This is a genomic window from Halomonas rhizosphaerae (genome assembly GCF_030012485.1).
GTDB classification, from domain to species: domain Bacteria; phylum Pseudomonadota; class Gammaproteobacteria; order Pseudomonadales; family Halomonadaceae; genus Halomonas; species Halomonas rhizosphaerae.
Genome location: NZ_JASCQQ010000026.1, coordinates 113,762 through 127,742 on the forward strand (window position 1 = coordinate 113,762; position 13,981 = coordinate 127,742).

Sequence of the window (13,981 nt, forward strand, 5' to 3'; positions counted from 1 at the left end):
CGGGCAGCGCCGTTCAGCCAGCCGAGCGGCTAGTCGCTCGAGAGGTAGTGCACGCTGAACAGCGCCTCGTCATCACACCAGACGGCGCGTGACCGGTAACCGGCACGCGCCGCCAGGGCCTGGAACCCCGCCACGCTGTACTTGCAGGAATTCTCGGTATGCAGCGTCTCGCCTTCCTCGAAGGCGAAGTGCTGTCCGTCGAGGGTGATGGCCTGCTGCCGCCGGCTTACCAGGTGCATCTCGATGCGCGATGCCGGCGCATTGAAGAAGGCCCGGTGCCGGAAGGCATCCACCTCGACCGCGGCACCCAACTCGCGGCGCATGCGCTCCAGCAGGTTCAGGTTGAAGTCGGCCGTGACACCCGCGGCATCGTTGTAGGCCGCCTCCAGGATGTCGTGGTCCTTGACCAGGTCAACGCCGATCAGCACCCCGCTGCCCGGCGGCATCGCCTGACGCAGGCGGGCCAGGAAGGCCTCGGCCTCACGCGGCGTGAAGTTGCCGATGCTCGAACCGGGAAAGAACGCCACCACCCGGCGGCCCTCGACGCCCGGGGGCAGCTCGAGGCGGCGTGAGAAATCCCCCCAGGCGGCATGCACCTCCAGCCAGGGGTAGTCCGCCGCCAGGCGACGGGTACTCTGCAGCAGGAAGTCGCGCGAGATGTCCATGCCCAGGTAGCGGCGGGGACGCATCGCCTCGAGCAGCAGCCTGACCTTGCGACTGGCGCCGCTGCCCAGCTCGACCATCAGCGATTCCGGCCCGACCAGCGCGGCGATCTCGTCGGCGACCGCAGAGAGGATGCCCTCCTCGGTGCGGGTCAGGTAATACTCGGGCTGCTCGCAGATCGACTCGAACAGCCGCGAGCCCCGCTCGTCATAGAAATACTTGGGCGACAGGGCCCTGGGCGAGCGGCCAAGCCCGATGATCACCTCCTCGCGAAACGAGGGCCCCGCCTCGTCGAGATGCTGGTCATGGAACTGCACGGCAGTGGTCATCGAGGTCCCTCCCGGGCAAAAGGTTCGGGTGGCAGGAGACGACAACACGCGGCCATCGCGATGGCGTCGTACCATCGTTTTACCTTTAGACTGAGGCGGCAACGCCGATGTCTCACCAATCTAGAGCGAGCCTGACCATGCAGCAACCGCAGCAGCCCCAGGGGTTACAAGCGTTACGGGATATCGTCCTGGTCGGCGGCGGACACACCCACGTGGGCGTGCTGAAGCGCTTCGCCATGAAGCCCGAACCGGGCGTCAGGCTCACCCTGATCTGCCGTGACACCCACACCCCCTACTCGGGCATGCTGCCGGGCTACGTCGCCGGGCATTACACCTACGACGACGTGCATATCGACCTGCGCCGACTGGCGGAATATGCCGGGGCACGCTTCTTCAGCGACGAGGTGATCGGCATCGACCACGCTGCCCGGACCGTGCTCTGCCGCTCGCGCCCCCCGGTGCCCTATGACTGGATGTCGATCAATATCGGCTCGACGCCGCGCGTGGAGGCGGTCAGCGGCGCCGGCGAGCATGCCGTCCCGGTCAAGCCGATCCACCAGTTCAACGACCGCTGGCAGACGCTGCTCCGTCGCATCGAGGCGCACGCTGGCCGGACCCGCGTGGCGGTGGTCGGCGGCGGCGCCGGCGGCGTCGAACTGCTGCTGGCCATGCAGTACCGGCTGGGCAGGGAACTGGCCGCCCGGGGGCGCGACCCGGCCGAGCTCTCCTTCGCGCTCTTCACCCGCGGCGAGCAGATCCTGCCGACCCACAATGCCCGGGTACGGGCGCAGTTCCGCGACACCCTGGCCCGCCGCGGCGTCGAGGTGCACACCGCCACCGAGGTCGTTGGCGTCGAGACGGGCCGCCTGCAGGCCGCCGACGGCACCTGGCACCCCGCCGACGAGATCGTCTGGGTGACCAACGCCGGCGGCGCCGCCTGGCTGCGCGACACACGGCTGGCCCTCGACGACGACGGCTTCATCGAGGTCGACGACACCCTGCGCTCGCCGTCGGACCCGCGCATCTTCGCCGCCGGCGACATCGCCACCCAGGTCAACCATCCCCGCGAGAAGGCCGGGGTCTTCGCCGTGCGCCAGGGCCGACCGCTGGCCGACAACCTGCGCGCCGCCGTGATCGGCCGCCCCCTGAGGCCCTACCACCCCCAGGCGAGATGGCTGGCCCTGATCAGCACCGGCGACCGCCACGCCGTGGCCTCGCGGGGCGGGCTCTGCCTCGCCGGCGATTGGGTGTGGCGCTGGAAGGACGGCATCGACCGGCGCTTCATGGCCCGCTTCAACGACCTGCCGCCCATGGACGAGAACGGCAGGTCCGCCCCCCGGGCCAGCCGGGTGGTGCTGGACGAGGAGGAGCGCAGCCAGGCGATCTCGGCCATCGCCATGCGCTGCGGCGGCTGCGGGGCCAAGGTGGGCGCCTCGGTGCTCTCCCGGGCCCTCTCGACCCTCGAGCCGGTGGTGCGCGAGGAGGTGCGGGTCGGCCTGCATGCCCCGGACGACGCCGCCGTGGTGCGGGTACCGCCGGGCAAGGACATGGTGCATACCATCGACTTCTTCCGCGCCTTCATCGACGACCCCTATGTGTTCGGCAAGGTCGCCGCCAACCACGCCCTGGGCGACATCTTCGCCATGGGCGCCGAGGCGCAGACCGCCACCGCCGTGGCCACGGTGCCCCAGGGGCTCGAGGCCAAGGTGGAGGACACCGTCTATCAGATGATGCGCGGCGCCGTGGAGGTGCTCAACGAGGCCGGCTGCGCCCTGGTCGGCGGACATACCGGCGAGGGCAGCGAGCTGGCGCTGGGGTTTGCCGTCAATGGCCTGATCGATGCCGGCGGTGACAGTGCCCTGACGAAAGGCGGCCTGCGACCCGGCCAGGCGCTGATCCTCACCAAGCCCATCGGCACCGGCACCCTGTTCGCCGCCCATGCCCGACTCGGCGCCCGCGGGCGCTGGATCGATGCCGCCCTGGCGAGCATGTGCCAGTCCAGCCGGCAGGCGGCAAGCTGCCTGCGCGAACATGGCGCCACCGCCTGCACCGATCTCACCGGCTTCGGCCTGCTGGGTCACCTGGTCGAGATGACCCGCCCCTCGGGCGTGGATGCCGAGCTCGACCTGGCGGCCCTGCCGCTGCTCGAGGGCGCGGAGGAGACCGTCGCCGCCGGCATCCTGAGCTCCCTGCAGCCCGCCAACGTGCGCCTGCGCCGGGCCATCCGCGACCAGGCCGACTGGGTCGAGCACCCTCGCTACCCGCTGCTCTTCGACCCCCAGACCGCCGGCGGCCTGCTGGCCAGCGTGCCCGCCGAGCGCGCCGAGGCCTGCCTGGAAGCCCTGCGCGGGCTGGGCTATGCCCGGGCCAGCGTCATCGGCCGGGTCCTCGAACCCGGCGAGGCGCTGGAGCCCATCCGCCTGACGGGCTGAGGGCCGACGTTAGAGTGCCGAGAGGGCGCCGAAGGAGAAAGGGTATCAGGCGGTCAGGCCACAGGCGGCGATGACCCGCGCCAGCCCCTCGCGCTCGGCCTCGGGCCGGAACAGCGGCGCACGCGACAACACCTGGCGGCGCAGCCGGTCGACGAAGGCCGGCTCCACCTCGGCGCGGCGCAGCAGGTCGCGCAGCGCCGCGGTATCGGTCACCGGGAAATAGCCGGCATAGTCGTCGCCCAGCAGGCCGCGGTTGCCCGGGATGTCGGAGGCCACCACCGGCAGGCCGGCCACGCAGGCCTCGCTGACCACGTTGGCGCCCCCTTCCATGCGCGAGCTGATCACCATCAGCCGGGCCCTCGCCATCCACTGGCGCACCCGCCAGCGGGGCTGGTTACCCAGCCAGCGGTAGCGGGGGTTGTCCGCCATCTCGTCACGCGCCGCCCTTGCCCAGGCATCCTCCAGGGCGCCGCCCAGCTGGATGACCCTCAGGCGCGACGCCGCCGGCAGCTCGCGCATCGCCAGGGCAGCACGCAGCGGGTCCTTCTCCTCGCGCAGGTGGCCGGCCACCAACACATCCAGGTGCCGGCGGCCCGGCGGCGGGGCACGCGGCGGCAGGGGGAGTGCCGACTGGTGGACGACCTGCAACCGTGACAGGAAACGCGAGGGAAGGTCCTCGGCCAGGCAGTCATGCAGGCCAACCAGGACATCCGCGGCGGCCAGGCTCTCCTGGAACGCCTCGGGATGGCTGTGCTGGAAGCGATAGACGTCCGTGCCCGTCAGCACCACCACCAGCGGGCAGCCCGGGAAGGCCTCGCGACAGGCGAGGATGGCCGCATGGCTGCGCCAGGCGTGCAGCGCCATCACCAGCTCGGGCGGCTTGCCGGCGATGTGCCACCGGCCCGTGTCCTCCTCCGAACCGGCGACCCGCACCCGGCAGCCCAGCGCTCGCAGCAGGCCCGCCCAGCGGGTCGCCGTGGCCCGGTTGCCGGCGCGTGACCCTCGACCCGCCGGGGTGATCAGGGCTACCTTCAATCCCATGCCGTCTCCTTGAAGAGGTCGAGATGCCATCCACAACACTCGGCATACCGCCGACGCCACCCCGGGGCGCCGATGAGCTGGCGGAGATGCTCGTCGATGCCCGCACGCGCAGCCTGGCACTGATGCGCGATACCCTCGAGGCCCGCGAGCTGGGCCCGCGCCTGGCAATCGTCAACCCGCCGCTCTGGGAGCTCGGCCACCTGGGCTTCTTCCACGACCATTTCGCCCTGCGCGGCCTCCATGGCCTGCCCGACTACCAGCTCGCCGGCGCCGACCGGCTGTTCGACTCCAGCAGCATCGCCCACGACGACCGTTGGGCGCTACCGCTGCCCTCCCGCGAGCAGACCCTGGATTACCTGTCGCGGGTGCAGCAGGCGATGCTCGAGCGCCTGCCCGATGGCGAGGCCAGCGCCGCCCAGAGCTATGTATACCAGCTCACCACCCTGCACGAGGACATGCACGGCGAGGCCTTCCTCTATACCCGCCAGACCCTCGGCGACCCGGCCCCGGACCTGGGCACGCCCGTTCCTGGCCAGGCTCCGGAAGAGCACCCGGAAGAAGGCCCCGCCGGCGGGCTGCCCGGCGACGTCGTCATCCCCGGCGGGCGCCACCGGCTGGGCTCCGACGAGGCCGTGCCCTTCCGCTTCGACAACGAGAAGCCGCCCCTGGAGGTCGAGGTGGCGCCCTTCTCGATCGCCCGGGCGCCGGTCACCAATGGCGAGTTCGCCGCGTTCGTCGAGGACGGCGGCTACGCGCGCCGCGAGCTGTGGAGCGAGGCCGGCTGGCAGTGGCGCGAGCACCAGGCGCTGCAGGGGCCGATCTACTGGCGCCGTGACGCCAATGGCCACTGGGAGGAGCGGTGCTTCGACCGCTGGGTGCCGCTGGCTCCCCACCAGCCGGTCGTGCACGTCAGCTGGCACGAGGCCGAGGCCTGGTGCCGCTGGGCCGGCCGGCGCCTGCCGAGCGAGGCGGAATGGGAGGTCGCCGCGAGCCGTTCGCCCTCCCCGGACGGGGGCTCGCTCGCCCCCGGCAAGCGACGCTTCCCCTGGGGCGACGCGCCGCCGGCTGCCGACCGCGCCAACCTGGACGGCTGGCGCCTGGGCCGGCTTGACGTGGCGGCGCTGCCCGAGGGCGACAGCGCCTTCGGCTGTCGCCAGATGCTGGGCAACGTCTGGGAGTGGACGGCCTCGCCCTTCGCCCCCTTCCCGGGTTTCGAGCCCGAGCTCTACCGCGACTACTCGGCCCCCTGGTTCCGGGAGGGGCGCTACGTGCTGCGCGGCGGCGCCTGGGCCACCCGCTCGCGGCTGGCCCATAACAGCTACCGCAACTTCTTCACCCCGGACCGCCACGACACCCTGGCCGGCTTTCGCACCTGCGCCCGTTGAGCGGCGCGCTTCAGGGTTCAGCTCCTGCGTGGCGTGTTGCGCAGCGCCTCGAAGCCGATGATGACATCCCGCATGGCGAAGACATTCTGCCGTTCCTGGTGAGCGGCATGGGTACGACCCACCGCCCGAACAAGCTTCCTGCTGCGTCAGCATCGCGTCCTAGGCGTCGGCCGACACCCGCGTGCCCGCCCTTCCCTCGAGTATGGCGACGGCATCGACCAGCCGGCCGATGCCGCTGATACCGCCGGTTTCGGCAAAGTCACAGGCGGCCGCCAGCTTCGGCCCCATGGAACCGGCAGGCAGGTCCATCTCGCGGGCCTGGGCAACCGTCAGTTCGTGAACCGGTGCCGCGGCATCGGTCCCGTAATCCCGGTACACCCCGTCCACATCGGTCAGCAGCAGCAGGGCATCCGCGCCAAGCTGGCGAGCCAGCAGCGCGCTGGCGGCGTCCTTGTCGATCACCGCCTCCACGCCGATCAGGCTGCCATCGTCCCGGCGCAGGACCGGTATCCCGCCGCCCCCGGTGCACACCACCACCACGCCCTGGGCGAGCAGCAGCTGCAATACCCGCAGGTCTGGAATCTCCAGCGGCCTCGGCGAGGGGACGACCCGACGCCACTTGTCACCGTCCTGTGCGATGCGCCAGCCGGCCGCCGACGCCCGACGCTCGGCCTCGGCCCGTTCGTAGATCGGCCCGACGAACTTGGTGGGGGCGGCAAAGGCGGGATCCCGGGGATCCACCACCACCTGGGTCAGCAGGGTGGCCACCGGCCGATCATGGTCGAGCGCGTTCTCCAGCTCCTGCTCGATCATGTAGCCGATCATGCCCTCCGTCTCGGCCCCCAGCAGGTCCAGCGGATAGGCCTCATCCGGCTGGTAGGCGGCAGCCTGCAGCGCCAGCAGGCCCACCTGGGGGCCGTTGCCATGGGTGATCACCAGGCGGTGCCCGGCACGCACGATGTCGGCCAGTGCGCGGACCGCCACCTGCACGTTCGTCCGCTGCACCGCTGCCGTCAGCGGCTCCCCGCGCTTCAGGAGGGCATTGCCGCCCAACGCCGCCACTACCAGCATGTCAGCCTCCCCGGGTCGCGACGAGGATCCTGCTGAAGGCTCTCGAGAGCGTATGCCATGATGCTTCCCCTCCCCTGTCAGACAGGATCACGTCGGGTCGGGCAGCTCATGCAGCGCCCGCCGCCGCGGCCTCGGCCCAGCTCGGCGCCGGGGATGGCCAGCACCTCGATACCCGCCGCCTCCAGCGCCGCATTGGTGTCATCGTTGCGGTCATAGCCGACGACGACACCGGGGCTCAACGCCAGCACGTTGTTGCCGTCGTTCCACTGCTCGCGCTCCCGTTCTTCCGGGCTGTCGCCGCCGGTGGGGACCACCTCCAGCGCCGGATAGCCCAGGACGTCTGCGACCAGATCGAACAGGTGGCGCGGGTCCCGCTGGAACGCCAGGGGCCTGTCACCCTCGCCGGGGCGCAGGTCATAGCAGACCACCGCCTCAGCGACCTCCTTGAAGGCGGTCACCACGTTGCCGCCACAGAAGGTGAAGACGGTATCCAGGTGCATGGCCGAGCGGGACCTCGGGAGCTGGCAGGCCACTACCCGGGTCACGCTGTCATCGTCGAACAGTGCCTTCGCCAGCTGGCCGATGGCCTGGGGCGAGGAGCGCTCGCCCATGCCCACCAGGACCGTGCCGTTCCCCACCGGCATGATGTCACCGCCCTCGAGGGTGGCGAGGCCGTGGTCGGCCAGGGGATCCCCCCAGTGCACCTTCACCCGGCCGGCGAAGGCCGGGTGAAAGCGATAGATGGCCGCCATCACCAGGGTTTCGGGCTGGCGGGCGGCCCAGTGCATGGGATTGAGGGTGACGCCGCCATGAATCCAGGCGCTGCAGTCGCGGGTGAACAGGAAGTTGGGCAGGGGCGGCAGCACGAAACCGGAATGCCCCAGATGGTTGCCGAACAGCCCCACCGGCTCGAACGGCAGGTCCCTCACCCCCAGCCCGCCGATCAGGAACCCGGCCAGGGCCTCGCTCGGCAGCTCGTCTAGCCAGGCGCGCAGCTCCGACACCATGCCCACCCCGATGTGGTTCCAGGTGATCCGGTGGTCCAGCACCCAGGCGCGGGCTTCCTTGATATCGAGGGTCTCGGCCAGCAGGTCATTGACGTCGAGCACCTCCACGCCCCTGGCCCGCATCACTCCGGCAAAGACGTCATGATCCTTCTGGGCCTGCTTGACCCAGAAGACGTCGTCGAACAGCAGGGCATCGCAGTTGGAGGGCGTCAGCCGCCGATGGGCCAGGCCGGGACGGCAGACGATCACCTGCCTCAGGGTGCCGGTCTCGGAATGCACGCCAAGGGCGGGGCAGACATGACGAAGCTCCTTGCCACCGGGCAAAGCAGCGAGTCACCGGGGCGGATGACCACGCTGATGGACGGGACTCCGCGGGGAGGCATGACTTGCCCGCGGAGCAGGTCGTCTCCCGTCGGCCGGGCGATACAGGCAGCCGGCCGGGAGGCGGGGGAAGGCGGTTGCCGGCTACTCCGGCAGGTCGGTCACCGCCCCGGTGGAGGCCGAGCTCACCGTGCGCGCGTACTTCGACAGCACCCCGCGCGTGTAGCGCGGCGCCGGCTGGCGCCAGGCGGCGCGGCGGCGGATCAGTTCCTCGTCGGAGAGGTCGACGTCGATGGTGTCGACCTCGGCGTCGATGGTGATCAGGTCGCCATCCTCCACCAGCGCCAGGGGGCCGCCGTCGAAGGCCTCGGGCGTCACGTGGCCCACCACGAAGCCGTGGCTGCCGCCGGAGAAGCGCCCGTCGGTGATCAGCGCCACCTCGCTGCCCAGCCCCCGGCCCATGATTGCCGAGGTCGGGGTGAGCATCTCGCGCATGCCGGGCCCGCCCCTGGGCCCCTCGTAGCGGATCACCACCACGTCGCCGGCCACCACGGTGCCGTCGTTGATGCGTGCCTGGGCCTCCTCCTCGGAGCCGAACACCCGCGCCGAGCCGGAGAAGCGCGTGCCCTCCTTGCCGGTGATCTTGGCCACCGCCCCTTCCGGCGCCAGGTTGCCGTGCAGGATGCGCAGGTGGCTCTCGGCCTTCACCGGGCGGTCCAGCGGGGCGATGATCTGCTGGTCATCGGGATAGGGGGCGACATCGGCCAGGTTCTCGGCCAGCGTGCGACCGGTCACCGTCAGGCAATCGCCGTTGAGCAGGCCGGCGTCGAGCAGGGTCTTCATCAGCGGCTGGATGCCGCCGATCGCCACCAGCTCGCTCATCATGTAGCGGCCGCTGGGGCGCAGGTCGGCGACCACCGGCACGCGCCGGCCGATCTCGGTGAAGTCGGCGAGCGACAGCTCCACCCCGATGGTGCTGGCCATGGCGATCAGGTGCAGCACCGCGTTGGTGGAACCACCCAGGGCGATCACCACGGTGATGGCGTTCTCGAAGGCCTGGCGGGTCATGATGTCGGAGGGCTTGATGTCGCGCTCGAGCAGCTCGAGCACCGCCGCGCCGGCTGCCTCGCAGTCGGCGCGTTTCTCGCGTGACACCGCATTCTGCGCCGAGCTGCCGGGCAGGCTCATGCCCAGCGCCTCGATGGCCGAGGCCATGGTGTTGGCGGTGTACATGCCGCCGCAGGAGCCGGGGCCGGGGATGGCCGTCTCCTCGATCTGCTTCACCTCGATCAGGTCCATGTCGCCGCGGCTGTAGGCGCCCATGGCCTCGAACACCGAGACGATGTCGGTATGCCCGGTGCCCGGCAGGATGGTCCCGCCGTAGACGAAGACGCTCGGCCGGTCGAGCCGCGCCAGCCCCATCAGGCAGCCCGGCATGTTCTTGTCGCAGCCGCCGATGGCCACCAGGCCGTCGAAGCCCTCGCAGCCGGCCACCGTCTCGATGGAGTCGGCGATCACCTCCCGCGACACCAGCGAGTACTTCATGCCCTCGGTGCCGTTGGCGATGCCATCGGAGATGGTGATGGTGTTGAAGATCACCCCCTTGCCGCCGGCCCCGTCGGCCCCGTCGCTGGCCCGGCGGGCCAGCTCGTCGATATGGCTGTTGCAGGGCGTGAGGTTGCTCCAGGTGGAGGCGATGCCCACCTGGGGCTTGGCGAAGTCCTCGTCGGTGAAGCCCACCGCTCGCAGCATGGCGCGGCTGGCGGACTTGCCGACCCCGTCCACTACCTCGGCGGAATGGCGGCGGCGGCGATCGTCAGGTGTGTCACTCATGGTCGGGCGTCCTCTTGCGGTGTCGGGGGTTCCCCCCGAGGGTGGTCGTCAGGGTACGGCATCTTGGCGTGTCGCTGCGAGAGCGGAGGCCGGCCGCTCGAAGGCTGCCTCGAACAGCCGGGGGTCGTCGAAGTGGCGCCGGCCGACGAAAACCGTGGCATGGGTCCCCCACTGACGCATGGCGCCGGGGCTCAGGATGCCCGATGGCCACAGCAGGAAGCGCTCGAGGCGCTCGGTATGCGGCACCAGGCCATCGGGGCCATAGAGGCTGCGGCGTCCGCCACCGGGCAGCGCCAGGGAGCGCCGGCCATGGTCGGGTGGCGCCGACGCCGCCTTGAGCGCGTAGCGGCGCGTCTCGGCCACGCCGATGTGGGAATCCGCAAGGCCGAGGTTCTCCACATAATGGCTGACCGCGGCGAGGCGCACCGCCAGCCGCTGTCCCGCCACCAGGCGTGGTGCCTCGCTGGGCGTCAGCGGCGCCTCGCGCAGGTCCGCGTCCGCGGCCACCTCGACACGCTCGAGGGGCGGCACGGGAAAGAAGAGGTGGTAGCAGCCACAGGGATGGATGCTGTCGTGGATCAACGGCCGCCCCCGCTCGTCGAGGGTGACCCGCCACACCAGGCCGTCGAGGCGCCCGCCGAGCAGGTCCAGCGCGCCCTGCCTGGAGCGAGCCGGGAACCACAGGGTATAGACCAGCTGCGGCAACAGCTCGCCCTCGAAGCGGGTATGGCTCAGCCGCACGTCGGCCACCGGACGGGTGGTGTCCACCCGCGGTAGCGGTCCTTCGGGGCCGGCGAACCAGTAAGGGGCGCCGAAACGGTCGTCGTGACTCCGGGTCTCGACGAGAAACACCGGGGCATGGTACGCCGCCAGGCGCAGCAGCGCCTCGCGCTCGAGCTCGACGAAGCCGAGCGGGCTGCGCGGCGCCTCGCGAAGCCACCGAGCGGCGGCGTCGGCATCCCGAGGCTGGCCGCTGGGCGGCGCATAGCGGACCAGGGGAGCCTCGGCCGGCATCGTCGCGAAGGAGGCCTCGAAGGTGTCCAGGTGGCCTGCCTTCCAGCGGTTGTAGCCGATGGCCAGGCCGAGGCGGGTCAGGGGATAGAGCCCCAGCGCCCGGCGCCAGGTCCGGTAGTGGTCGGGAGCCTCGACCGCCGCCCGCAACCGCTCGCGGGCCGGCCCGCTTCCCACCCCGGCCAGCAGCTCACGCTGCATCAGGCGCTCTGCGCAGGCATGGACGGCCTCGGTCGGCTCGGCGCCGGTCGGGAGTGGGTCCCGTCCGGCAGCCGGCAGGTTAGCGGCCTCGATGGCGCGCGCCTCGGCATCCAGCCCGCGCATCCGGGTCACCCAGTCGGCGAAGGCCGCGTCGGTGTCCAGTTCGTCACCCAGGCTCGCGAGCAGACGGTCGGTACGCAGGTAGGGGAAGCCGGCCACCCGGGCCGCCCCGGCATCGGTCACCCCGGCCTCTGCCACCGCCGCATCGAAGGCGGCCAGCCGCTCCAGGCAGCGGGCGTCCCGCGGGTCGCGGTCGACAACATCCGAGCGCCAGTCGGGACTGGCAGCACAGCCCGCCAGCAGCCCGAGCAGGAGAAGCACCCCGGGGCGCACCGGTGAGCAGACCTGCATGGCGCGATTCCTCGCGAACACGGATGGACCCCCTCAGCGTGGCCGCCCTCCGCCGAACTGGCAACGTCTCAAGCCGGACGCGCCTTCCCCGCCGGCCGGAGCCACGCGATCAGCAGGCTGACCAGGGTGGAGGCGAGAAGCGCGCCCAGGAACGGCGGCAGGGTCGGGATGCTGCCGGGGAAACTCGCCGCCAGCACGCCCGCCGCGGGGCTGCCCTGGGCGACCCAGCCCGGCAGGATGGCGCCGAGCATGCCCGCCACGCCGCCGGCCACCGCGGCCGTGGCGCTCATCCGCGACCAGAGCCCCAGCAGCACCGGCACCACGATAGCCGCACAGAGCAGGTCGGCGATCAGGAACAGCCGCAGCACCGAGAGCCCCTGCAGCGCCACGACCACCACCGGCACCATCAGCGCCACCGTGACCATCCGTGCCGCGCCGATGGAGAGCCCGCGCCGACCGGAGCCCGCCACCACCAGCGAGGCGAGGCCGTTCTGAAGGGTATCCACGCTGGAGGCGACCAGGGTGACCGCCAGCACCAGCGCCGGCAGGGCCAGCCAGCCCGGCGCCTCCGCGAGCAGCGCGAAGAAGGGGATCGGCGGCTCGCCCAGCGCCACGCCGGCCATGGCGGCCAGCATGCCGAGGCCGCCCACCGCCATCACCACCAGCACGGTGACGCCGCCGCCCAGCCAGGCCCCGCGGCCCAGGGCGCGATCGTCGCGCGCCGCCCACACCCGCTGCCAGTAGCCCTGGTGGAAGAGGTTGGCCGCGGTCACCGCGATCACCAGGGTCAGCGCCACGGCGAGCGCGCTGCCGGCGGGGATCGACGGCAGCGCGGCGTCCACCGGCATCTCGGGCAGGCGCATCAGCGCCACGCCACCGACCAGGGCCAGCAGCGCGATCAGCAGCCAGGCCTGCCAGCGGTCGGTGGCGAGGCTCGCCCGCAGGCCGCCCACCGCCGTGTAGAGCAGCGTGGAGACCGCCACGCCGATCACCACCAGCGCCGGCGGCACGTCGGAGAGCAGTGCGGTGATGGCACCGATGGCCGTCAACTCCGCGGCCAGGAAGCAGGCCATGTAGAGGACTGAGACCAGCGACACCCAGCGCCGCACCCCGACGCCATAGCAGGCCTCGGCGAACTCGCCGATGCTGCGCCCCTCGGGCAGGTGGCGGCGGATCGCCGGGCCGTAGAGCCCGAGCACGATGAACGGCAGCGCCGAGCCGATGGCATAGCCGGCCAGCGCCATCGGGCCGACGAAGGCCCCGATCTCGGGGGGCGCGAAGAGGATCCAGGCCCCCATCCCGGAGGCCAGGAAGGAGAGGCCCAGCGACTGGGCCCCCTGGGAGTTGCGCGCGGTAACATAGTCGTCGAGGGGGCCATCGGCCCGGCGGGCCCTGAGGCCCAGGAAGGCAAAGCAGAGCAGCGCCGCGCCGAGCACGGCAGACGTCAGGTAGGGCATGTCGCACTTCCTCCGCCGGTATGAACCGGATCAGGTTCCAGGGTCAGCGCCATGCGCTCTCTCAGCCCCGGCCGACACTCTCGGCGTCGAGACTCCCCTGGCGACAAGTGAATGGATTGTGGGACCTACCACTTGGTAGGTCAAAGTCAATCCTAACCTAACTGGCGGTATTCATCACTTCTCCCGCGGCACCCTCCCCATCAGGTAGAACTCCTCGTTCGGAGGTGTGCCGGTCAGGGTGACCAGACGGTTGGAGAGGCCGAAGAAGGCGGCGATGGCGCCGATGTCCCAGATATCATCGTGGGTGAACCCGGCCGTTTTCAGGCGGGCCTCCCACTCGTCGGTGAGCTCTCCCACCTCCAGGCCGCAGTAGAGGGCGAAGTCCAGCATAGTGCGATGGCGCTCGCTGATCGGCGCGGTGCGATGATTGATCGCCACCTGGTCGGCGAGCAGCGGGTCCTTGCTGTAGATCCGCACCAGGGCGCCGTGGGCCACCACGCAGTAGAGGCAGCGGTTGCGGGCGCTGGTGGCCACCACGATCATCTCCTTCTCCGCCTTGGTGAGCGTGTCGGACTCGCGCTCCATCAGGGCATCGTGGTAGGCGAAGAAGGCGCGAAACTCGGCCGGTCGGTGAGCCAGCATCAGGAAAACATTGGGCACGAAGCCGGCTTTCTCCTGTACCGTCAGCATGGCATCGCGGACATCATCGGGCAGGTCGTGGATCGATTCGGGGACGGAGAAGCGGCTGATCGGCGCGGACATGGAGGCTCCAGGCGTTGTGGTTGTTGGCAATGCCACCAAGTTATCAGTTAACGTCAA

Annotated in this window: 10 protein-coding genes and 1 riboswitch; of the genes, 2 read left to right on the forward strand and 8 right to left on the reverse strand. The window is 71.0% G+C overall.

Going from position 1 to position 13,981, the window contains the following annotated elements:
- Positions 1 to 29: 29 nt before the first annotated feature.
- Positions 30 to 992, reverse strand: coding sequence for an L-histidine N(alpha)-methyltransferase (egtD, locus tag QLQ86_RS10995; RefSeq protein ID WP_282816950.1), 963 nt, complete (start codon positions 990 to 992; stop codon positions 30 to 32).
- Between the two features lie 137 nt (positions 993 to 1,129).
- Between egtD and selD the strand changes: the two genes are divergently transcribed.
- Entirely contained in the window at positions 1,130 to 3,424 is a 2,295-nt protein-coding gene (selD, locus tag QLQ86_RS11000) for a selenide, water dikinase SelD (RefSeq protein ID WP_282816951.1), read from the forward strand.
- A gap of 45 nt (positions 3,425 to 3,469) precedes the next feature.
- Here selD and senB read toward each other — a convergent pair whose 3' ends face one another.
- Positions 3,470 to 4,465 (reverse strand): selenoneine biosynthesis selenosugar synthase SenB, encoded by a 996-nt coding sequence (gene senB, locus QLQ86_RS11005; protein WP_282816952.1) that lies wholly within the window; start codon positions 4,463 to 4,465, stop codon positions 3,470 to 3,472.
- 23 nt (positions 4,466 to 4,488) lie between these two features.
- Here senB and senA point away from each other — a divergent pair, with 23 nt between their 5' ends.
- Positions 4,489 to 5,850 carry a selenoneine synthase SenA gene (gene senA, locus QLQ86_RS11010; protein WP_282816953.1) on the forward strand — a complete coding sequence of 454 codons (1,362 nt, stop codon included), beginning with the start codon at positions 4,489 to 4,491 and terminating at the stop codon, positions 5,848 to 5,850.
- A gap of 159 nt (positions 5,851 to 6,009) precedes the next feature.
- Here the strand turns inward: senA and arcC are convergent, their stop codons facing one another.
- The 6 genes from arcC to QLQ86_RS11040 form a co-directional block, all read right to left on the reverse strand.
- Positions 6,010 to 6,921, reverse strand: coding sequence for a carbamate kinase (gene arcC, locus QLQ86_RS11015; protein WP_282816954.1), 912 nt, complete (start codon positions 6,919 to 6,921; stop codon positions 6,010 to 6,012).
- 77 nt (positions 6,922 to 6,998) lie between these two features.
- Complete coding sequence (locus QLQ86_RS11020) at positions 6,999 to 8,252, reverse strand: arginine deiminase (RefSeq protein WP_282816955.1); 1,254 nt, start codon at positions 8,250 to 8,252, stop codon at positions 6,999 to 7,001.
- Positions 8,253 to 8,393: 141 nt separating this feature from the next.
- Positions 8,394 to 10,082, reverse strand: coding sequence for a dihydroxy-acid dehydratase (ilvD, locus tag QLQ86_RS11025; protein ID WP_282816956.1), 1,689 nt, complete (start codon positions 10,080 to 10,082; stop codon positions 8,394 to 8,396).
- Positions 10,083 to 10,130: 48 nt separating this feature from the next.
- Complete coding sequence (locus tag QLQ86_RS11030; protein ID WP_282816957.1) at positions 10,131 to 11,705, reverse strand: hypothetical protein; 1,575 nt, start codon at positions 11,703 to 11,705, stop codon at positions 10,131 to 10,133.
- Positions 11,706 to 11,773: 68 nt separating this feature from the next.
- Positions 11,774 to 13,162: an SLC5/6 family protein gene (locus tag QLQ86_RS11035; RefSeq protein WP_282816958.1), complete on the reverse strand. Its 1,389-nt coding sequence runs from the start codon at positions 13,160 to 13,162 to the stop codon at positions 11,774 to 11,776.
- A riboswitch (TPP riboswitch) is annotated at positions 13,152 to 13,271 on the reverse strand. It overlaps the preceding gene by 11 nt.
- A gap of 65 nt (positions 13,272 to 13,336) precedes the next feature.
- Entirely contained in the window at positions 13,337 to 13,924 is a 588-nt protein-coding gene (locus QLQ86_RS11040; protein WP_282735201.1) for a peroxidase-related enzyme, read from the reverse strand.
- Between the last annotated feature and the right edge of the window lie 57 nt (positions 13,925 to 13,981).